The organism is Pinisolibacter sp. (genome assembly GCF_036782435.1).
Lineage (GTDB): Bacteria > Pseudomonadota > Alphaproteobacteria > Rhizobiales > Ancalomicrobiaceae > CALBKH01.
In genome coordinates, this window is the sequence record NZ_DAIPZB010000022.1 from 53,625 (window position 1) to 71,547 (window position 17,923).

The following is a 17,923-nucleotide window of genomic DNA, read 5'->3' on the forward strand; positions in this document are numbered from 1 at the left end:
ATAGCCCGATCGTCCACCCGAATCACCGGCATTCTGTCACGGATCGGGAGGGCAAGGGAATTTGTTCGTGCATTGTTCTTGCTGGCCGTATCTCGGATCGTCGCGCGCTTCGCACTCTACCGCGGCGGGTCGGCTTCACGCCTCGTCCGGTGCCGCGCCGCGGCGATCAGCGTCCAGGTGTAGATCACCAGCGCCGTCCAGATCAGGGCGAAGGCGGCGAGCTTGGTCGCGCCGAAGGGCTCGTGGAAGACGAAGACGGCGATGAGGAAGATCATCGTCGGGGCGGAATACTGCATCACGGCGATGGTCGAGAGGCGCAGCAGCTTGGCGCCGGTGGCGTAGAGCATCAGCGGGATGGCGGTGACGACGCCGGAGCCGACGAGGAGAAGCGCGTCGGTGGCGCCGGTGTGGAGGAAGTGCGAGGCGCCCTCGCGCTCGAGCCAGCCGAACATCGCGAGGGAGGGCAGCGCCAGAAGCGTCACCTCGAGCAGGAAGCCCTGGGTCGGATCGACCGGCAGGGTGCGCTTGAAATAGGCGTAGAAGCCCCAGGAGACGGTGAGGACGATCGACACCCAGGGCAGGCCGCCGGCCTCCCAGGTGAGGAGCGCCACCGCGAGGGCGGCGAGGAAGATGGCGAAGACCTGCGGCCGGCTCAGCCGCTCGCCGATCAGCACGGCGGCGAGGAACACCGAGAACAGCGGGTTGATGTAGTAGCCGAGCGCCGTCTCCAGCGCCCGTCCGGCGCCGATCGCCCAGACGTAGGTGCCCCAGTTCACCGAGATCAGCGAGGCGGTCAGGAAAGCCATCGCCAGGGTGCGCGGCGTGGTCGCCGCCTTCACCAGCGCGCCGGCCTTGCCCTGCCACCACACCACCAATCCGGCGATCGGCAGCGACCACAGGATCCGGTGCGGCACCACCTCCCAGGCCGGCACGTGCGCCAGCGCCTTCATGTAGAGCGGCAGGAAGCCCCACATGAAATAGGCGCCACCGGCGAAGAGGAAGCCTTCCCGCGTATCGCGATGGTCCGAAGGAGACATGAAGAGCCGTTTCGAGCCGAAGCTCACATCGAGGGGAAGGGACGGCGCGGGCGCCGGCGGAACGTCGTACGCCCGGCGGCCGCAGGGTACGGCGACCGGAGAGAACTTGCGGCGGGCCGCGGCGGTCCGTACCGAGCCGCTGCGATCCTCCATCCCATAAAGGCCTTTTCGAGATCGCGCAGAGCGGCGGAGCGCATGGCTGCCCCCCACCGGATCGGCGCGATCCCCGCTCACTCCGGCCGTGAATCCCGGCCGCGGAACCGCCGCTGATAGCCCGCATCGTAGAGCGCGCTCTCGCGGACGACCTCCGCCGCGAGCGCCCGGCCGACCAGGATCAGCGCGGTGCGCTCGAGGCCTCCGGCGGCGGCGAGCTCCGCCTCGATGGTGGCGAGCGTCCCGCGGATCACCTTCTCGTCGGGCCAGGTGGCGCGGAAGACGATCGCCACCGGGCAGTCGGCGCCATAGGCGGGCGTCAGTTCGGCGACGATCTTCGGCAACACGTGGATCGAGAGATGGACGGCCAGCGTCGCCCGTGTCGCGGCGAAGGCTGCGAGCGTCTCGGTCTCGGGCATCGCCGAGGCGCGGCCCGAGGTGCGGGTGAGCACCACCGACTGGGCGACTTCCGGCAGCGTCAGTTCCTGGCCGAGAACGGCGGCGGCGGCGGCGAAGGAGGGTACGCCCGGCGTCACCGTGTAGGGGATGCCGTGTTTCTCCAGGCGGCGGATCTGCTCGCCCATGGCGCTCCACACCGAGAGGTCGCCGGAATGGAGCCGCGCCACGTCTTCGCCCGCGGCGTCGGCGCGGAGGTATTCCGCCTCGATCTCGTCGAGCGACATCGGCGCCGTGTCGACGATGCGGGCGTCCGCGCGGGCGTGGGTCAGGAGTTCGGGCGCGATGATCGAGCCGGCCCACATCACCACGGGGCACCGCGCCAAGAGGTCGCGCCCGCGCACCGTGATGAGATCGGCCGCGCCGGGCCCGGCTCCGATGAAATGCACCGTCATTCCGCATCCGCTCCCGTCGTCGCGCCGCCGAGTGCCACCGCCACGGTGGCGCCCCTGTCGGCCATGCGTTTCACCACCAGACGTGCGCCGGGGCCGGCGCCGGCGAGCGCCGCGCCCTCCGCGATCGACGGCACGCCGAAGAGTTCCACCACCTTGTCCGACCGCGTCTCGACGGCGTCGGCGACCGCCGCCAGCGCGGCGCGCGGCAGATGGACGAGGGCGAGCCCGAGGGCCGCGGCGGCCTCGCCGATGCCCGGTTCCTGCGCCTTGTCGACGACGGTGAACATCGCCACCGGCGCATCGGGCCGGGCGCAGGTCTCGAGGGCGCGTTCGACGAGATCGGCGATCGCCGCGCCCGAGACCCCGGAGCGGCAACCGACCCCGACGGCGAGGAAGGGGCGGGAGGTCATGCGAGGGCTCTCCGCTCGGGCTGAGCGGAGGTGCTCGTCGCACCGAGAGTGCCGGCCCCACCTCCCTGTCCCTCCCCCTCGAGCGGGGAGGGGACGCCGAAGGCGCAGCCGGTCATCGCGACGTGGGCCCGGCGGTGTTTCGGAACGGCCCAGCGCCTATGGGACGAAGATCCGCGCCCCGTCGTTGCCTCCCCCCGGGAGGGGGCGGGACAGGGAGAGGGGGCTAGGAGGCTGCCCGGCGGACGGCGGGAGTTCGGGTCGAACGCCGAGCACCTCATCCCTCGTCCTCCACAGCCTCGTCCACCTCGTCTCCCCGGCCCGTCCAACGGTTTTCCACAGGGCCGTCCACAGGTTTTTCCCAACACCACTGGACGATCGGCATCGCCGGCTTGAAGCCGTGGAAGCGGCCGAGGGGGACGGCGCGGGCGATCGAGATCTGCACCAACTCGCCGCCGAAAGCCTTGGCGTGGCCGATCACCTCGGCCTGGGTCTCGATGGTCACGGCGTTGATCACCAGCCGCCCGCCCGGGGCGAGGCGCTCCATGCACAGTTTCACCAGTGCCGCGTCCGAGCCGCCGCCGCCGAGGAAGACGGCGTTCGGCGTCGCCAGTCCGTCGAGGGCGGCCGGGGCGAAGCCCTCGACGATGGCGAGATCCGGCACCCCGAATGTGGCGGCGTTGCGGGCGATGCGGGCGAGGCGATCGGCGCGCGGCTCGACGGCGATCGCCCGGTTCTTCGGGTCCGCCAGCATCCATTCGATGGCGATCGAGCCGGTGCCGGCGCCGACGTCCCACAGGAGTTCGCCGTGGCGCGGCGCCAGCTTGGAGAGCGTCACGGCGCGGACTTCGCGCTTGGTGATCTGGCCGTCGTTGTCGAAGAAATGATCGGGAATGCCGGCGGCGAGCGGCAGGACGCGGGCGCTCGCGTCGGCCACCACCTCGATCGCCACGGTGTTCAGGGGATCGAGATCGGCGCGGTCGAAGTCGTTCGCCGTGGTGGCGTGGACGCGCTCGCGCATCCCCCCCATAGCCTCCAGCACGATCAGCTTGGAGCGGCCCATGCCGCGGTCGCGCAGGTGTTCGGCGAGGCGGCCGGGCGTGGTGCCGTCCCAGGAGAGGACGAGGATGCGCCGGCCGGGCTGGAGATGCGGCACGATCTTCTCGAAGGCGCGGCCGTGGAGGGTGACCAGCGCACAATCCTGCACCGCCCAGCCGACGCGCGCCGCCGCCATCGAGAAGGCCGACGGGGCAGGGATGGTGACATAGTCGGTCGGCGGCACGTGGCGGGCGAGCAGCGAGCCGACGCCGTAGGAGAAGGGGTCGCCCGACGCGAGCACCGCCACGGGGCGGCCGCGTCGCGCCAGGATCGCCGGGAAGGCGTCGGTGAGCGGCGACGGCCAGGCGAGTTTCTCGCCCTTCACGTCGCCGACCAGATCGAGATGGCGCTTGCCGCCGACGACGAGTTCGGCTTGATCGAGGAGCCGACGCGCGGCAGGAGAGAGGCCGTCGAGGCCGTCTTCGCCGAGGCCGAGGATGGCGAGCCACGGATGGGTGGCGGCCGGATCGATCATGGATGCGCTCCCGGGAGGGGTCATGCGGGTTCTGGTGCTGGGTGGTACCACGGAAGCGAGCCGTTTGGCCAAGGCGCTTTCGGCGCGGTCCGACATCGTCGCGACGCTGTCGCTCGCCGGCCGGACCGAGGCGCCGGCGGCCCAGCCGATCCCGACGCGGATCGGCGGCTTCGGCGGTGTCGAAGGGCTGGCCCGGCACCTCCGCGACGAGGCGATCGGCGTTCTCGTCGACGCCACCCACCCCTTCGCCGCACAGATCTCGAAGAACGCGGCGGAGGCGGCGCGGGCGACGGCCACGCCGATCGTCGCCTTCGTCCGCCCACCGTGGACCCGGGAGACGGGCGATCGGTGGATCGATGTCGAGAGTCTCGACGCGGCGGCCCGCGCGATCGGCGAGACGCCGCGTCGCGTGCTCCTCACCACCGGCCGCCTCGGCCTTCCCGCCTTCGAGGCGGCGCCGCAGCATCACTATCTCGTCCGCACCATCGATCATCCCGGCGACCTGCCGGGTCTGCCCGATCACACGCTGCTGCTCGATCGCGGGCCCTTCGACCTCGCCGCCGAGCGCGATCTGATGGTGCGCGAGCGTATCGACGTGGTGGTCACCAAGAACTCCGGCGGCTCGGCGACACGGCCGAAGATGGTGGCGGCGCGGGAGCTCGGCCTTCCGGTGATCGTGGTGCAACCGCCGGTCCGCCCCGATGTCCCGCAGGTGCACGACGTCGAGGGCGTCTTCGCCTTCATCGAGAAGGCGAGGGCGCCATAGGTTGCGGATCGGTAGGGTGCGAAGAGCGCGAGCGAATTGCCGCGTCCGATGCCCCGGAGCGGAACGCCCGACAGGGTCGGATATTTCACCGGCGCCGCCGGTGCGATTCGCTGCGCTCTTCGCACCCTATTTCGGCAACGGCTTCGAATAGATCTTGCGGAAGATCTCGTCGGCCTTCGCCCGCGCGGCGCGCTGTTCGTCGGGGGTGAGGTTCTGCCGGCAGTCGATCTCGACGTTGTCGTCGTCGGAGGCTTCGGCTTTCGGATGCTTGGCGGCGACGATGACCAGCCGCCAGGCGCAGGCCTTGACGTCGTCGATCGATTCCACCCCGTCGCAGCCGTCGGTGTAGCACCAGGCGATGTTGCGCTGGTTCTGGTAGGTGCCGGCCATGGCGCGGGTCATCTCGTCGTCCCAATGGGCGCGCTGGGCGTCGGTGACGACGTATTTGAGCCGCGGCAGATGGGTCGCCAATTCCGGCACGGGCTTGAATACCTGCGCCCGCCCGGGCGACGGCGTCAGGTCGCAGAGCGCGGCCGACGTCGGCGACAGGGCCGAGAAGCCGGGCTTGTCGCCGCCGCCGATGAGGAAGTCCGCACGGCGCTCGGCATCGGCGAAACCGGCGAGCGTCGTCGGTGACGAGCGCACCTTCATGGCCAGCGCGATGTGCACGCCCCAGCCGAGCCTACGGATGGCGGTGGAGCGTTCGTCGGAGACGATCGCCGTCAGGCCCGAGACGTCGCTCGCGTGGGCGGTGAAGAGCGCCGGACAGGCGCGGCGGAAAGCGTCGAGCGCCTTGTCGACGAATTCGCGCGAGACCTTGTCGGTCTCCATGTCCACCGAGATCGCCGTCGGATCCGACGAACAGGCCGCGGCGGCGAAGACGATCACGAAGGCGAGCCCGCGACGGATCGAGGGCGCGGACGAGCGAGGGGAGGGAGGCGACATCATCGGGCGCTCCGGTTCGGTTCGCCCGAGTGTGCCACGAAAATCGTCGGCGGAAGGTTATCGGACCCGCCGGATCTTCGCCGCTCCCATGGTCCTCGCCGACATTCCACTGCGCCGGACGCAGACCCTTCAGATCCCGTCGGGGAAGACCGCGTCCATCACATCGAGGGCGAAGCGGGCCGAGACGGTGGCGGGGCCGCCGCCCATCTCCATGCCGACGTCGATCGCCTCCATGATCTCGCGACCCGAGGCGCCGGCCCGCGCCGCCTGCTCGATGTGCCACTGGATGCAGCTCTCGCAGTCGAGGACGATCGAGATGCCGATGGCGATCAGTTCCTTCTGGCGCTTCGAAAGCGCGCCGTCGGCATAGGTCGCTTTCTCGAGCGTCACGAAGGCCTGGTAGGTCTTCGAGCCGAGTGCGGTGAAACGCATGTGGGCGGCACGCCGCCGCTTCGCCAATTCGCCGAGTTTTTCAGTGACCATGGGCGGACCCTCTCGTGATCTTTCGAGCCCATCCTCCGCCTGGAGGGTGGCGCATCCGGGAAGCTCCGTAAAGACGGTGAATGGACGCGGGGGAAGGTCGTGGCAAAGCGGATTCCCACTGAGTCGCAAGGGCTTGTTAACCACGAGATGATCGAATGGAGGTCTCGGTTCCCTCGCGGGGCGTCGTTGTTCAGAGTTCGAGGCGTCAGAGTTCGTATGTCCACGCGTCAACACAAGAAATCCTATCTGCGTCCTCTGCTCGTCCCGGTCATCGCCCTCGGCTTCTCAGGTTACTTCGCCTGGCACGGTTGGCACGGGTCCTTCGGTATCGAAGCGCGTCGGCAATTGGCGGTCGAGGCGAAGCGTCTCGACGGCGAGCTCGCCAAGGTGAAGGCCGAGCGAGCGGCGGTCGAACGGCGTGTGGCGCTGCTGCGCTCCGCCAGCCTCGAGAGCGACATGCTCGACGAACGCGCCCGCGAGATCCTCGGCTTCGCCAACGGCAACGAGGTCGCCATCGTCGCGACTGCGCCGATCGGTCGCATCGTCAACCGAAACTGAGTTCATTTGGTCGAATCAACTCGATTTCAGTTCAGTCGAAAATTCGTGTTGCACAGCAACATCTTGATGGTGCTCCGCACCGTCGTCGGTGACCCTTGCGTGGGGTCGCGGACGCTCTATCCTCCCCTCATCCAGATCGGTACGCCGCCGACGCAGGGGAGGAACAGATGGCCACGGCCAAGTCGACCAAGAGCAAGGCGCCGCAAGAGACGGGACCGGCTCCCTTCAATCGGGACGAGGAACTCGCCGCCTATCGCATGATGCTGCTGATCCGCCGCTTCGAGGAGAAGGCGGGTCAGATGTACGGCATGGGGCTGATCGGCGGTTTCTGCCACCTCTACATCGGCCAGGAAGCCGTCGTCGTCGGCATGCAGATGGCGATGGAAGAGGGCGACCAGTTCATCACCGGCTACCGCGACCACGGCCACATGCTGGCCTGCGGCATGTCGGCGAACGGCGTCATGGCCGAGCTGACCGGGCGCCGCGGCGGCTATTCCAAGGGCAAGGGCGGCTCGATGCACATGTTCAGCGTCGAGAAGCAGTTCTTCGGCGGTCACGGCATCGTCGGCGCCCAGGTGTCGCTCGGCACCGGCCTCGGCTTCGCCAACCGCTACAAGAAGAACGGCAAGGTGTCGCTGGCCTTCTTCGGCGACGGCGCGGCCAACCAGGGTCAGGTCTACGAGAGCTTCAACATGGCGGCGCTGTGGAAGCTGCCGGTCGTCTACGTCATCGAGAACAACCGCTACGCCATGGGCACGGCGGTGACCCGCGCCTCGTCGCAGACCGACTTCTCCAAGCGCGGCGCCTCGTTCGACATCCCCGGCGAGCAGGTCGACGGCATGGACGTTCGCGCGGTGCGCGAGGCCTCGGCCCGCGCCCTCGAGCACGCCCGCACCGGCCAGGGTCCGTATATCCTGGAGATGCAGACCTATCGCTATCGTGGCCACTCCATGTCCGACCCGGCCAAGTACCGGTCGAAGGAGGAGGTCCAGAAGATGCGCAACGAGCACGACCCGATCGAGCAGGTGCGCAATCGTCTCCTCGCCGGCGGCCTCGTCTCCGAGGACGACCTCAAGAAGATCGATGCCGAGGTTCGGGTGATCGTCCAGGAGTCGGCCGAATTCGCCCAGAACGACCCCGAGCCGGACGCGTCCGAGCTCTGGACCGACATCGTACGCTGAGGAGACCGCGACATGGCGACCGAAATTCTCATGCCCGCGCTCTCCCCGACGATGGAGGAGGGCAAACTCGCCAAGTGGCTGAAGGCCGTCGGCGACACCGTCAAGGCCGGCGACGTCATCGCCGAGATCGAGACCGACAAGGCGACGATGGAAGTCGAAGCCGTCGACGAGGGCGTGCTCTCGGCGATCCTGATCGCCGCCGGCTCGGAAGGCGTGAAGGTCAACACGCCGATCGCCCTGATCGGCGTCGACGTGAACGACACCGCCGGCGCTTCGGCCCCCGCGGCCGCGCCGGTCCCGGCTGCCGCGCCCGCTCCCGCCGCTCCGGCGGTGGTTGCCGCCGCGGTCGCCGACGAGCCGGATTATCCGGCGGGTACGGAATTCGTCACCCAGACGGTGCGTGAGGCGTTGCGCGACGCCATGGCCGAGGAGATGCGCCGCGACGACACCGTCTTCGTCATGGGCGAGGAGGTCGCCGAGTACCAGGGCGCCTACAAGGTGACGCAGAACCTGCTGCAGGAGTTCGGCGACGCCCGCGTCATCGACACGCCGATCACCGAGCACGGCTTCGCCGGTCTCGGCGTCGGCGCGGCGCTCGCCGGTCTGCGGCCGATCGTCGAGTTCATGACCTTCAACTTCGCCATGCAGGCGATCGACCACATCATCAATTCCGCCGCCAAGACGCTCTACATGTCCGGCGGCCAGATGGGCTGCCCGATCGTCTTCCGCGGCGCCAACGGTGCGGCCGCCCGCGTCGGTGCGCAGCACTCCCAGGATTATGCGGCGTGGTACGCCCAGATCCCCGGCCTGAAGGTGGTCCAGCCGTGGAACGCGGCGGATGCCAAGGGCCTTCTCAAGGCGGCGATCCGCGATCCCAACCCGGTGGTCTTCCTGGAGAACGAGATCCTCTACGGCCAGTCCTTCGAGGTGCCGGTCGGCGACCACGTCGTCCCGATCGGCAAGGCCAAGGTGGTGCGCAAGGGTACCGACGTGACCCTCGTCTCCTTCGGCATCGGCATGACCTACTGCATCAAAGCCGCCGCCGAGCTCGAGGCACAAGGTATCTCGGCCGAGGTGATCGACCTCAGGACGCTGCGTCCGCTCGATATGGAGACGGTCGTCGCCTCGGTGATGAAGACCGGGCGCTGCGTCACCGTCGAAGAGGGCTGGCCGGTCTGCTCGATCGGCTCGGAGATCGCCTCCAGGTTGGTCACGGAGGCCTTCGACTGGCTCGACGCGCCGGTGCTCAAGGTCACGGGCAAGGACGTGCCGATGCCCTATGCCGCCAACCTCGAGAAGCTGGCGCTGCCGTCGGTCGCCGAGGTGATCGAGGCGGTCCGGGCGGTGACCTACCGCTGATCCCCCGTGGCCGCGGGCGAGAGCGCCGCGGCCCGGTCCCAGCCGGGGTGACGATCGCGTCCGCCCCGAGAGATCCGTGACACATCGGGGGGACCCATGCCCACCAACATCCTCATGCCCGCGCTGTCTCCGACCATGGAGAAGGGCAATCTCGCCAAGTGGCTGAAGGCCGTCGGCGACACCGTCAAGTCCGGCGACGTCATCGCCGAGATCGAGACCGACAAGGCGACCATGGAAGTGGAAGCCGTCGACGAGGGGACGCTCGCAGCCATCCTGGTGCCGGCCGGTACCCAGGACGTCGCCGTCAACACGCCGATCGCGGTGATCGCGGCGGAAGGCGAGGACGTCTCGGCGGCCGCAGCGGCACCCGCCCCGAAGGCCGCTCCGGCTCCGGCGCCGACCGTCTCGGCCGGTCCGGCCCCGGTCGCGGCCTCCGGCGAACGCATCTTCGCCTCGCCGCTCGCCCGCCGGGTGGCCAAGGAGAAGGGGCTCGATCTCGCCAAGATCGCCGGCTCCGGCCCGCGCGGCCGCATCGTTCTCAAGGACGTCGAAGCCGCCGCCGCGTCCGGCACGGCCAAGGCCGGCGCGCCCGCGTCCGCCGCCGCTGCCGCTCCTGCCGCCGCGTCGCCGGCAGCCGCCGCTCCGGTGGCGCTGCCCACCGGTCCGTCGGAGGAGGCGATCCTGCGGATGTTCGAGCCGGGGTCCTACGAGACCATCCCGCACGACGGCATGCGCAAGACCATCGCCAAGCGGCTGATGGAATCGAAGCTGACGGTGCCGCACTTCTACCTGACGGTCGACACCGAGCTCGACGCGCTCTTGGGCTTACGCGAGCAGATCAACGCCGCCGCGCCCGTGAGGGACGGCAAGCCGGCCTACAAGGTCTCGGTCAACGACTTCGTCATCAAGGCGATGGCGGTGGCCTTGCAGCGCGTGCCCGACGCCAACGTCACCTGGACCGACGGGGCGATGCTCAAGCATCGCCACTCCGACGTCGGCGTCGCGGTGTCGATCCCCGGCGGCCTGATCACCCCGGTGGTGCGCAGGGCGGAGACCAAGACCCTGTCGGCGATCTCCAACGAGATGAAGGACTTCGCCGCCCGCGCCAAGGCCCGCAAGTTGAAGCCCGAGGAGTATCAGGGCGGCTCCACCGCCGTCTCCAACCTCGGCATGTTCGGCATCAAGGACTTCGCCGCGATCATCAACCCGCCGCACGCGACGATCCTGGCGGTCGGCGCCGGCGAGAAGCGGGTGGTGGTCAAGGGCGGTCAGCCGGCCGTCGCCACGGTGATGACGGTGACGCTGTCGACCGACCACCGTGCGGTGGACGGCGCGCTCGGCGCCGAGCTCCTGGCGGCGTTCAAGGCGCTGATCGAGAACCCGATGGGCATGCTGGTGTGAGGCGCTGAACAACCTCCGGCGGCTCGTGAGAGCATCGAGGAGGCAGCACCGAAGTCCCTTCTCCCCTTGCGGGAGAAGGTGGCCGCAGGCCGGATGAGGGGTCTGGACCTCTCGTTCAGCTCCGTGCCCGATGGTTCGACCGGTTGCCGCTTCGCGGCGCCCCCTCATCCGCCCCTTCGGGGCACCTTCTCCCGCGGGGGGAGAAGGGGGTGCCAGAGGCGACGGTCGGGAGATGGCAGAGCGCAGTGTGAGTTACGGAACGGCGACGTTCACGTCATGGTCTCGGGCATAGCGAGAGATGCTCCGCCCGTGTCCGAGATCACCGACGTCGTGTTGCCGATCCTGCAGAAGATTCAGGCCGACATCGTCGGCCTCAAGTCGGATGTGTCCGATCTGAAGGGCGACACGCAGGACAGCCGCGAGATCCTCGAGCGGATGCAGGGCCACGTCACCTTCACGGTCGGCCTCCATGGTGAAAACCGGGCCGATATTCAGGGCGTTCCGGCGGATATCGCCGGCCTGAAGAACCGGCTCGCCATTCTCGAGGCCCGCCCCTGAGATCGGGACCTCGGCGAGCGAGGTCCCTCATGTCTCAATATGACGTCATCGTCATCGGCGCCGGTCCCGGCGGCTACGTCACCGCCATCCGTGCCGCCCAGCTCGGCCTCAAGGCGGCGGTGGTCGAGGCCAAGCATCTCGGCGGCATCTGCCTCAACTGGGGTTGCATTCCGACCAAGGCGCTGCTGCGCTCGGCCGAGATCTACCAATACATGAAGCATGCATCCGCCTTCGGCCTGAAGGTGGACAATGCCAGCTTCGATCTCGAGGCGATCGTCAAGCGGTCGCGCGGCGTTTCCGGCCAGCTCGCCACCGGCGTCGGCTTCCTTCTGAAGAAGAACAAGGTCGACGTGATCTGGGGCCGGGCGACGCTCACCGCCCCGGGCAAGCTCACCGTCGCTGCCGCCGACGGGGCGCCGAAGGGGGCGCTCGGCGCCGGCGACTATGCGGCGAAGCACGTCATTCTCGCCACCGGCGCTCGGCCGCGCATCGTGCCCGGGCTCGAGCCCGACGGCAAGCTCGTCTGGACCTATTTCGACGCGTTGCAGCCGAAAAGCCTGCCGAAGACCATGCTGGTGGTCGGCTCGGGCGCCATCGGCATCGAGTTCGCGTCGTTCTACAACGCCCTCGGTGTCGACGTGACGGTGGTCGAGGTGATGGACCGGGTGCTGCCGGTCGAGGACGCCGAGATCTCGGCGCTGGCCAAGAAGAGCTTCGAGAAGGCCGGCCTGAAGATCCACGTCAAGACCAAGGTCGCCGGCCTCGTCCGCCATGCCGACAGCGTCACCGCGACGCTCGAGGACGACAAGGGCGTGACCCGCGAGGTGATCGTCGATCGCGTCATCTCCGCCGTCGGCGTCGTCGGCAACGTCGAGAACCTCGGGCTCGAAACGCTCGGGGTGAAGACCGAGCGCGGTTGCGTCGTCATCGACGAGTTCGGCCGGTCGAACGTCCCCGGCATCTACGCCATCGGCGACGTCGCCGGTCCGCCGATGCTCGCCCACAAGGGCGAACACGAGGGCGTCATCTGCGTCGAGGCCATCGCCGGGAAGCACCCGCACGCGATGGACAAGCTCAAGATCCCCGCCTGCACCTATTCCCAGCCGCAGGTCTCCTCGGTGGGCCTGACCGAAGCCAAGGCCAAGGAAGCGGGTTTCGAGGTAAAGGTCGGCCGCTTCCCCTATCTCGGCAACGGCAAGGCGATCGCGCTCGGCGAGCCCGAGGGTCTGGTCAAGGTGGTCTTCGACAAGAAGACCGGGCGGTTGCTCGGCGCCCACATGATCGGCGCGGAAGTGACCGAGCTGATCCAGGGCTACGCCGTGGCGATGAACCTCGAGACCACCGAGGAGGATCTCATCCACACGGTGTTCCCGCACCCGACGCTGTCCGAGATGATGCACGAGGCGGTGCTCGACTCGGAAGGCCGCGCCATCCACATCTGACGTCGTGGGCGGCCGCGGGCGGGCAGCGACCCGTCTCCGCGGCCGCCGTCGTCTGCCGAAGACTTGGGCGAGATGCCCAATGTCTCATCGGCGTTGTGGCCGCGAACGGTGGGAGATGGTTTCTCTCCGGTTTCGCGTCGCATCGCGTCTGCAGATATTTTGTGCAAGCCCGCAATTCAAACATTTCACCTGATCTCGATTAGGATTCGATTAACCGTCACCCAGGGTAATCTCGGCGCGTCAGGTCGCACAGAACGACGGAACGAGCACCGAGATGATGGCCAGCACCAAGGGACGGGACACCTCCGAAGACACCGATTTCGTCGGCATCGACGATATCGTCAGATGTTCCAATGCAGCGCGCGACACGACGCTCGACAAGGTCGGCGAGATCCGTGCCATCACCCGGCGCATGAAGATCCTCGCGCTCAACGCCCTCATCGAAGCGGCCCGCGCCGGCGAGGTCGGCCGCGGCTTCGCCGTCGTCAGCCAGGAGGTGAGGGGGATCTCCGAGGAGGTCGACGGCCTCGCCGTCGGGCTCGAGGCCGAACTGGGCGGGGAGATCGAAAAGCTCTCGCAGATGGCGACCCGCATGGCGCAGTCGGCGCACGGCGCGCGCATGGTCGATCTCGCCCTTTCCGCCGTCGAGCTGATCGACCGAAACCTCTACGAACGCTCCTGCGATGTCCGTTGGTGGGCGACCGACAGCGCCGTCGTCGACGCCGCCACCGATCCGACGCGCGAGGCCTGCGACCACGCCGGCCGCCGCCTCGGCGTCATCCTCAGGGCCTACACTGTTTATCTCGACCTCTGGCTGGTCGACCCGTCGGGTCACGTCATCGCCAACGGCCGCGGCGACCGCTTCGGCGTCGTCGGCCACTCGGTCGCCGATCGGCCGTGGTTCCGCGCCGCCATGGGCCTGCGCTCCGGCGACGATTTCCACGCCGAGGACATCGCCGCCGAGACGTTGCTCGATCACGCCCGCGTCTCGACCTTCGCCACCACGGTGCGCGCCGACGGCGAGGCCGACGGCCGTCCGCTCGGCGTCCTCGCCATCCATTTCGACTGGGAGCCCCAGGCCGCGACCATCGTCCAGGGCGTGCGGCTCGCCGAACACGAGAAGGCGCGTTCGCGCGTGATGCTCGTCGATCGCCACAAACGGGTGATCGCGTCGTCCGACGGGCACGGCATCCTCTCGGAGCGCGTCGTCTTCGACCCGGCCGGCCGCACCTCCGGCTGCGATCCGCTGCCCGGCGGCGGCTCGGTCGCCTTCCACCTGACGCCCGGTTACGAGACCTACGGCGGGCTCGGCTGGTACGGCGTCATCCTCGAAGCGGCCGAAGGGCATCACGTTCGCGCCGTCGCCTGAGGCGCGCGGCGCCGACCGAAAGGTCGCGCCGGGAGCCGCCGCGCCACCCGGTTCCGGGGTGCCCGTCCGGGATACCCTGTACGCCGCCGCGCTCGACTTCGTGCGCGGAACCGGTCATGGGTGAGGGCGAAAGGACCGCCATGGTGCGGCGGTCGCCGCGGAGGTGCCATCTCATGAACGGCCGGACGGGAGAGATCGCCAGCGGCGAGGGTGGCGTGCGCATCGGCTGGCGGCAACGGGCGGTGCTCCTCGCCATCCTCGGCGTCGCTGCCTTCGTCCTCGCCGCGCCGCCGATCCTGTCGCTGTGGTTGGACCGCGACGGCTGTCCCTCCGAGGTGACCTCGCACGGCTTCACCGGTAAGGGCCGGTGGGAGATCGCGCGCGCCGACTGTGGGGCGGGGCGCATCCTCCACCGCTTGGCCATCGTTCCGCCCAAGGGCGGCACGGCGCTGATCTACGAGGCCGAAGGCGGGCCGCAGCCGCTGTCCTGGACCCAGACGGGTTCCACCGGCCGCCTGGAGCTGTCGCGTCCGCTCGCCGGCGAGACCGCAGCGATGATCGAACTGCCGCTCAACAAGAAGGGCCTGCCCGAGGCGCCGATCTTCGTGCGCGACGGCCGCCGCGTCGCCGCGCCCTGATCCATCGTCCGGTCGTCGGCCTGCGATGCCGGTGCGACGCCGGCGCGACGGTCCCTCGCGCCGGGTAATCGCGCCATCCTGTGCCTCCGCGTTTCCTTGTCCGCCGCTTCGGCGTAGACAGGAGGAGAGACGAGGAGGCCCGATTTGACGATTCCGCGCGACGACAGTTCCAAGGCTTGGCGCCGCCGACGGCAGGGGCGCATCGTACTCGTCCTCGTCGGTATCGCCGCGACCGTCGCGGTCGTGGCGCCGGAGTGGCTGCGCTCCTTCTGGGCGCGTGACTTCTGCCCGACCGAAGTGACGCAGAGCGGCGAGGCGAGCGGTATCCGCTGGGAGGTGGCGCGGTCCGAATGCGCCGCCGATCGGGTCGTCTGGCAACTGCGCATCGTCCCGCCGAAGGGCGTCTCGACCCTCGTCTACGAGGCCGAAGGCGGTCCGCTGCCGCGCGCCTGGCGGCAGGAAGGCTTCAACGGGACGGTGGTTCTCGCCGCGCCGCTGGTCACCGGCGAGAGCGAGCTCGACCTCAAACTCGACGTGAAGAGCCGCCCGGCGAAGCCGATCCGGGTGAAAGAGGGACGCAGGGTCGACTGAGGCGCAGGGCGCTTCGCCTTGCCGCGGCGCGCCCACGCCTATATCAGTCGCTGTCACACGCCCGCGCGCGCGGGTTTCCCAGGAGACCGCCCATGGTGACCGTGGTCGACACGACCAAGGATCTGCGCCCCCGTCATCCGGAGAAGGCGCACCGGCCCGATCAGCCGATCGCCCGCAAGCCGGCGTGGATCCGCGTCAAGGCGCCGGGCTCGCCGGTCTACGTCGAGACGCAGAAGATCGTCCGCGACAACAAGCTGGTGACGGTCTGCGAAGAGGCGAGCTGCCCCAACATCGGCGAGTGTTGGTCGAAGAAGCACTCGACCTTCATGATCATGGGCGAGACCTGCACCCGCGCCTGCGCCTTCTGCAACGTCGCCACCGGCAAGCCGAATCCGCTCGACGCCGACGAACCCGAGAACGTGGCGATCGCGGTCGAGAAGCTCGGCCTCTCCCACGTCGTCGTCACCTCGGTCGACCGCGACGACCTCGACGACGGCGGGGCCGAGCATTTCGCCAGGACGATCCGGGCGATCCGGGCGAGATCGCCTCGGACCACCATCGAGGTGCTGACGCCGGACTTCCTCAGGAAGGACGGGGCACTCGAGGTGGTGGTGGCGGCCAAGCCCGACGTCTTCAACCACAATCTCGAGACGGTGCCGGGCAATTACCTGAAGGTTCGCCCCGGCGCGCGCTATTTCCACTCGGTGCGGCTCCTCCAGCGGGTCAAGGAACTCGACCCGGAGATCTTCACCAAGTCCGGCATCATGGTCGGTCTCGGCGAGGAGCGCGACGAGGTCCTCCAGCTGATGGACGACCTGCGCTCGGCCGACGTCGACTTCATCACCATCGGCCAGTACCTGCAGCCGACCCGCAAGCACCATCCGGTGATGGGCTTCGTCACGCCCGACGAGTTCAAGAGCTACGAGACGGTCGCCTACACCAAGGGCTTCCTGATGGTCTCGGCGAGCCCGCTGACCCGCTCGTCACACCACGCGGGCGAGGATTTCGAGCGCCTGCGCGCGGCGCGGGCGGCGAAGCGCGGCGGCTGAAGTTCGACGGAGCATCGGCCGTTCGGGTCGTGAAGAGGGTGGACTTCGGACGGGTCCGAAGTCCACCGGCCGGAAACCAAGGGGAGGGGGCATGCCCGCGTTCGAGACCACGAGACGGGTTCCCCACACCGCCGCGCACATGTTCGATCTGGTGGCGGACGCGGAGCGCTACCCGCAGTTCCTGCCGCTGTGCGAGGCGCTGCACATCCGCGGCCGCCAGACCATGGCCGACGGCCGCGAGATCCTGGTCGCCGACATGACCGTCGCCTTCAAGATGGTGCGCGAGACCTACACCTCGCGGGTGACCCTCGATCGGGCGGCGAACCGCATCGACGTCGCCTATCTCGACGGCCCCTTCGAACACCTCGACAATCGCTGGACCTTCCGCGACCTCGACGGCGGGGCCTGCGAAGTCGGCTTCTTCATCGACTACGCCTTCAGAAGCCGTACGCTGAGCGCCCTGATGGGCGCCATGTTCGACAAGGCCTTCCACAAGTTCTCGGAAGCCTTCGCCAAGCGGGCGGACGAGGTGTACGGGCGTTAGGGCGTAATAGTGAAGCGTATTGCGTCACCCGTATCGACGGCGGATCGCCCATTCCGCCCTGGGTCCCGCGGTATAGGACGTTTCAGCCGATGCCGAGGAACAGGGCGAGAGATCGCGTGACCGCGAGCATGGCCTCGTCGTCGAGATGGCCGATGACGCGGCCGATCCTGTCTCGTTTCACCGACATGGCCTTGTCGACCTGAACCTGGGACGGCTTCAGCAGCCCGTTTTCGGGCGTCGGCTGCAGCGCCGGGCGGATCAGGGGGGCATCGACGAGGGTGCTCGACAACAGCAGCACGGTCACCGTGCCGGTCTCTCGGAACTGGTCGGATTGAACGATCAATGCCGGCCGCGGTTTGCCGAAGTCGCCAGGAAGGGCGACCGTGACGAGGTCGCCGCGCCTCATGAGGCAGGCTCGTCCGCGAGGTCGAGGAGCGCGGCGTCGAGGAAGCCCTCCAACTCGTGATCCGCCGCATCGGCGGCCGCGACCACGCGGGCCTGGCGGCGGCATTCCTCGGCGAAGCCGGGACGCCGGGTGTCGGGAACCCAGATCTGAACGGGGCGCAAGCCGGCCGCCCGCAGAGCATCCCGGCGCTTGCGGACTCTCTGACCGACGGGAGTGGGCATCGTGGCCTCCTCGCAATTGTTACATGTAACAATTGGTCGGAATGTCGAATTCGTCAAGAGGCGCCGGGTGTCTCGAATGGCACCTTCCCCCCATCCGCTTGACAATCCCCCCCGTCCCGCCTATTCCCCGCGCCATTCCACACGCGTGGGCAGGGCGCTCGGTTCCGAGAAGGCTTCTCGGCACCGCCAAGCGTCCTACCGGTGTTTCCGATCTCGGAAACTCAACCCCACGCGGAGGTTCAACCGGTAGACAGGAGATACGGGCCCATGTCCTTGCCCGATTTCACCATGCGTCAGCTGCTCGAGGCCGGCGTCCACTTCGGCCATCAGAAGCACCGCTGGAACCCGAAGATGGCCGAGTTCATCTTCGGCACCCGCAACAACATCCACA

Annotated in this window: 21 protein-coding genes; 13 read left to right on the top strand and 8 right to left on the bottom strand. The window is 68.7% G+C overall.

Annotated elements, in window-relative coordinates; all coding sequences use genetic code 11:
* Positions 1-116 precede the first annotated feature (116 nt).
* From rarD to cbiE, 4 genes are all read right to left on the bottom strand, one after another.
* Positions 117-1,037, bottom strand: coding sequence for an EamA family transporter RarD (gene rarD / locus V7Q42_RS11300; protein WP_333824166.1), 921 nt, complete (start codon positions 1,035-1,037; stop codon positions 117-119).
* A gap of 230 nt (positions 1,038-1,267) precedes the next feature.
* Positions 1,268-2,041 carry a precorrin-4 C(11)-methyltransferase gene (cobM, locus tag V7Q42_RS11305; RefSeq protein WP_333824167.1) on the bottom strand — a complete coding sequence of 258 codons (774 nt, stop codon included), beginning with the start codon at positions 2,039-2,041 and terminating at the stop codon, positions 1,268-1,270.
* Entirely contained in the window at positions 2,038-2,451 is a 414-nt protein-coding gene (locus V7Q42_RS11310) for a cobalamin biosynthesis protein (RefSeq protein WP_333824168.1), read from the bottom strand. Before V7Q42_RS11310 ends, cobM begins: the two co-directional genes overlap by 4 nt.
* A 274-nt stretch (positions 2,452-2,725) precedes the next feature.
* A complete protein-coding gene (cbiE, locus tag V7Q42_RS11315) occupies positions 2,726-4,021 on the bottom strand; it encodes a precorrin-6y C5,15-methyltransferase (decarboxylating) subunit CbiE (protein WP_333824170.1) in 1,296 nt (431 codons plus the stop codon).
* Between cbiE and V7Q42_RS11320 the strand changes: the two genes are divergently transcribed.
* Positions 3,984-4,787, top strand: coding sequence for a cobalt-precorrin-6A reductase (locus V7Q42_RS11320; protein WP_333824172.1), 804 nt, complete (start codon positions 3,984-3,986; stop codon positions 4,785-4,787). The genes cbiE and V7Q42_RS11320 overlap by 38 nt on opposite strands.
* A gap of 126 nt (positions 4,788-4,913) precedes the next feature.
* Here V7Q42_RS11320 and V7Q42_RS11325 read toward each other — a convergent pair whose 3' ends face one another.
* Positions 4,914-5,732, bottom strand: a complete 819-nt coding sequence (locus V7Q42_RS11325; protein ID WP_333824174.1) for a hypothetical protein — start codon at positions 5,730-5,732, stop codon at positions 4,914-4,916.
* Between the two features lie 129 nt (positions 5,733-5,861).
* Complete coding sequence (locus tag V7Q42_RS11330; protein ID WP_333824176.1) at positions 5,862-6,215, bottom strand: carboxymuconolactone decarboxylase family protein; 354 nt, start codon at positions 6,213-6,215, stop codon at positions 5,862-5,864.
* A 216-nt stretch (positions 6,216-6,431) separates the two neighbouring features.
* Here V7Q42_RS11330 and V7Q42_RS11335 point away from each other — a divergent pair, with 216 nt between their 5' ends.
* The 11 genes from V7Q42_RS11335 to V7Q42_RS11385 all read left to right on the top strand — a co-directional run bounded on the left by V7Q42_RS11335 (position 6,432) and on the right by V7Q42_RS11385 (position 16,905).
* On the top strand, positions 6,432-6,773 hold the full coding sequence (locus tag V7Q42_RS11335) for an FtsB family cell division protein (protein ID WP_333824177.1): 342 nt from the start codon (positions 6,432-6,434) through the stop codon (positions 6,771-6,773).
* Positions 6,774-6,940: 167 nt separating this feature from the next.
* The gene (gene pdhA, locus V7Q42_RS11340; RefSeq protein WP_333824178.1) at positions 6,941-7,954 is read left to right on the top strand and encodes a pyruvate dehydrogenase (acetyl-transferring) E1 component subunit alpha; all 1,014 of its coding nucleotides are present in this window, start codon (positions 6,941-6,943) and stop codon (positions 7,952-7,954) included.
* Between the two features lie 12 nt (positions 7,955-7,966).
* Positions 7,967-9,313, top strand: coding sequence for a pyruvate dehydrogenase complex E1 component subunit beta (locus tag V7Q42_RS11345; protein WP_333824179.1), 1,347 nt, complete (start codon positions 7,967-7,969; stop codon positions 9,311-9,313).
* 96 nt (positions 9,314-9,409) lie between these two features.
* The gene (locus V7Q42_RS11350; protein WP_333824180.1) at positions 9,410-10,714 is read left to right on the top strand and encodes a pyruvate dehydrogenase complex dihydrolipoamide acetyltransferase; all 1,305 of its coding nucleotides are present in this window, start codon (positions 9,410-9,412) and stop codon (positions 10,712-10,714) included.
* Between the two features lie 309 nt (positions 10,715-11,023).
* A complete protein-coding gene (locus V7Q42_RS11355) occupies positions 11,024-11,272 on the top strand; it encodes a hypothetical protein (RefSeq protein ID WP_333824181.1) in 249 nt (82 codons plus the stop codon).
* A gap of 29 nt (positions 11,273-11,301) precedes the next feature.
* Positions 11,302-12,714, top strand: a complete 1,413-nt coding sequence (gene lpdA / locus V7Q42_RS11360; RefSeq protein ID WP_333824182.1) for a dihydrolipoyl dehydrogenase — start codon at positions 11,302-11,304, stop codon at positions 12,712-12,714.
* 274 nt (positions 12,715-12,988) lie between these two features.
* The gene (locus tag V7Q42_RS11365) at positions 12,989-14,083 is read left to right on the top strand and encodes a methyl-accepting chemotaxis protein (protein ID WP_333824183.1); all 1,095 of its coding nucleotides are present in this window, start codon (positions 12,989-12,991) and stop codon (positions 14,081-14,083) included.
* Positions 14,084-14,256: 173 nt separating this feature from the next.
* On the top strand, positions 14,257-14,721 hold the full coding sequence (locus V7Q42_RS11370) for a hypothetical protein (protein ID WP_333824185.1): 465 nt from the start codon (positions 14,257-14,259) through the stop codon (positions 14,719-14,721).
* Between the two features lie 144 nt (positions 14,722-14,865).
* Positions 14,866-15,312, top strand: a complete 447-nt coding sequence (locus V7Q42_RS11375) for a hypothetical protein (RefSeq protein WP_333824186.1) — start codon at positions 14,866-14,868, stop codon at positions 15,310-15,312.
* Between the two features lie 92 nt (positions 15,313-15,404).
* Positions 15,405-16,361: a lipoyl synthase gene (gene lipA / locus V7Q42_RS11380; RefSeq protein WP_333824187.1), complete on the top strand. Its 957-nt coding sequence runs from the start codon at positions 15,405-15,407 to the stop codon at positions 16,359-16,361.
* Positions 16,362-16,452: 91 nt separating this feature from the next.
* Positions 16,453-16,905, top strand: a complete 453-nt coding sequence (locus tag V7Q42_RS11385) for a type II toxin-antitoxin system RatA family toxin (protein WP_333824188.1) — start codon at positions 16,453-16,455, stop codon at positions 16,903-16,905.
* Positions 16,906-16,987: 82 nt separating this feature from the next.
* Here V7Q42_RS11385 and V7Q42_RS11390 read toward each other — a convergent pair whose 3' ends face one another.
* Together V7Q42_RS11390 and V7Q42_RS11395 are read right to left on the bottom strand one after the other, a co-directional pair.
* Positions 16,988-17,311 carry a type II toxin-antitoxin system PemK/MazF family toxin gene (locus V7Q42_RS11390; protein WP_333824190.1) on the bottom strand — a complete coding sequence of 108 codons (324 nt, stop codon included), beginning with the start codon at positions 17,309-17,311 and terminating at the stop codon, positions 16,988-16,990.
* Positions 17,308-17,532, bottom strand: a complete 225-nt coding sequence (locus V7Q42_RS11395) for an antitoxin MazE family protein (RefSeq protein WP_333824191.1) — start codon at positions 17,530-17,532, stop codon at positions 17,308-17,310. Before V7Q42_RS11395 ends, V7Q42_RS11390 begins: the two co-directional genes overlap by 4 nt.
* A 267-nt stretch (positions 17,533-17,799) precedes the next feature.
* Between V7Q42_RS11395 and V7Q42_RS11400 the strand changes: the two genes are divergently transcribed.
* On the top strand, positions 17,800-17,923 hold a 124-nt coding region (locus V7Q42_RS11400), incomplete at its 3' end, for a 30S ribosomal protein S2 (RefSeq protein WP_333824194.1).

Bases quoted from the DNA above. Each gene is read 5' to 3' on its own strand.
- rarD (WP_333824166.1), bottom strand. From the start codon at position 1,037: ATGTCTCCTTCGGACCATCGCGATACGCGGGAAGGCTTCCTCTTCGCC.
- cobM (WP_333824167.1), bottom strand. From the start codon at position 2,041: ATGACGGTGCATTTCATCGGAGCCGGGCCCGGCGCGGCCGATCTCATC.
- V7Q42_RS11310 (WP_333824168.1), bottom strand. From the start codon at position 2,451: ATGACCTCCCGCCCCTTCCTCGCCGTCGGGGTCGGTTGCCGCTCCGGG.
- V7Q42_RS11320 (WP_333824172.1), top strand. From the start codon at position 3,984: ATGGCGAGCCACGGATGGGTGGCGGCCGGATCGATCATGGATGCGCTC.
- cbiE (WP_333824170.1), bottom strand. From the start codon at position 4,021: ATGATCGATCCGGCCGCCACCCATCCGTGGCTCGCCATCCTCGGCCTC.
- V7Q42_RS11325 (WP_333824174.1), bottom strand. From the start codon at position 5,732: ATGTCGCCTCCCTCCCCTCGCTCGTCCGCGCCCTCGATCCGTCGCGGG.
- V7Q42_RS11330 (WP_333824176.1), bottom strand. From the start codon at position 6,215: ATGGTCACTGAAAAACTCGGCGAATTGGCGAAGCGGCGGCGTGCCGCC.
- V7Q42_RS11335 (WP_333824177.1), top strand. From the start codon at position 6,432: ATGTCCACGCGTCAACACAAGAAATCCTATCTGCGTCCTCTGCTCGTC.
- pdhA (WP_333824178.1), top strand. From the start codon at position 6,941: ATGGCCACGGCCAAGTCGACCAAGAGCAAGGCGCCGCAAGAGACGGGA.
- V7Q42_RS11345 (WP_333824179.1), top strand. From the start codon at position 7,967: ATGGCGACCGAAATTCTCATGCCCGCGCTCTCCCCGACGATGGAGGAG.
- V7Q42_RS11350 (WP_333824180.1), top strand. From the start codon at position 9,410: ATGCCCACCAACATCCTCATGCCCGCGCTGTCTCCGACCATGGAGAAG.
- lpdA (WP_333824182.1), top strand. From the start codon at position 11,302: ATGTCTCAATATGACGTCATCGTCATCGGCGCCGGTCCCGGCGGCTAC.
- V7Q42_RS11365 (WP_333824183.1), top strand. From the start codon at position 12,989: ATGATGGCCAGCACCAAGGGACGGGACACCTCCGAAGACACCGATTTC.
- V7Q42_RS11370 (WP_333824185.1), top strand. From the start codon at position 14,257: ATGAACGGCCGGACGGGAGAGATCGCCAGCGGCGAGGGTGGCGTGCGC.
- lipA (WP_333824187.1), top strand. From the start codon at position 15,405: ATGGTGACCGTGGTCGACACGACCAAGGATCTGCGCCCCCGTCATCCG.
- V7Q42_RS11385 (WP_333824188.1), top strand. From the start codon at position 16,453: ATGCCCGCGTTCGAGACCACGAGACGGGTTCCCCACACCGCCGCGCAC.
- V7Q42_RS11390 (WP_333824190.1), bottom strand. From the start codon at position 17,311: ATGAGGCGCGGCGACCTCGTCACGGTCGCCCTTCCTGGCGACTTCGGC.
- V7Q42_RS11395 (WP_333824191.1), bottom strand. From the start codon at position 17,532: ATGCCCACTCCCGTCGGTCAGAGAGTCCGCAAGCGCCGGGATGCTCTG.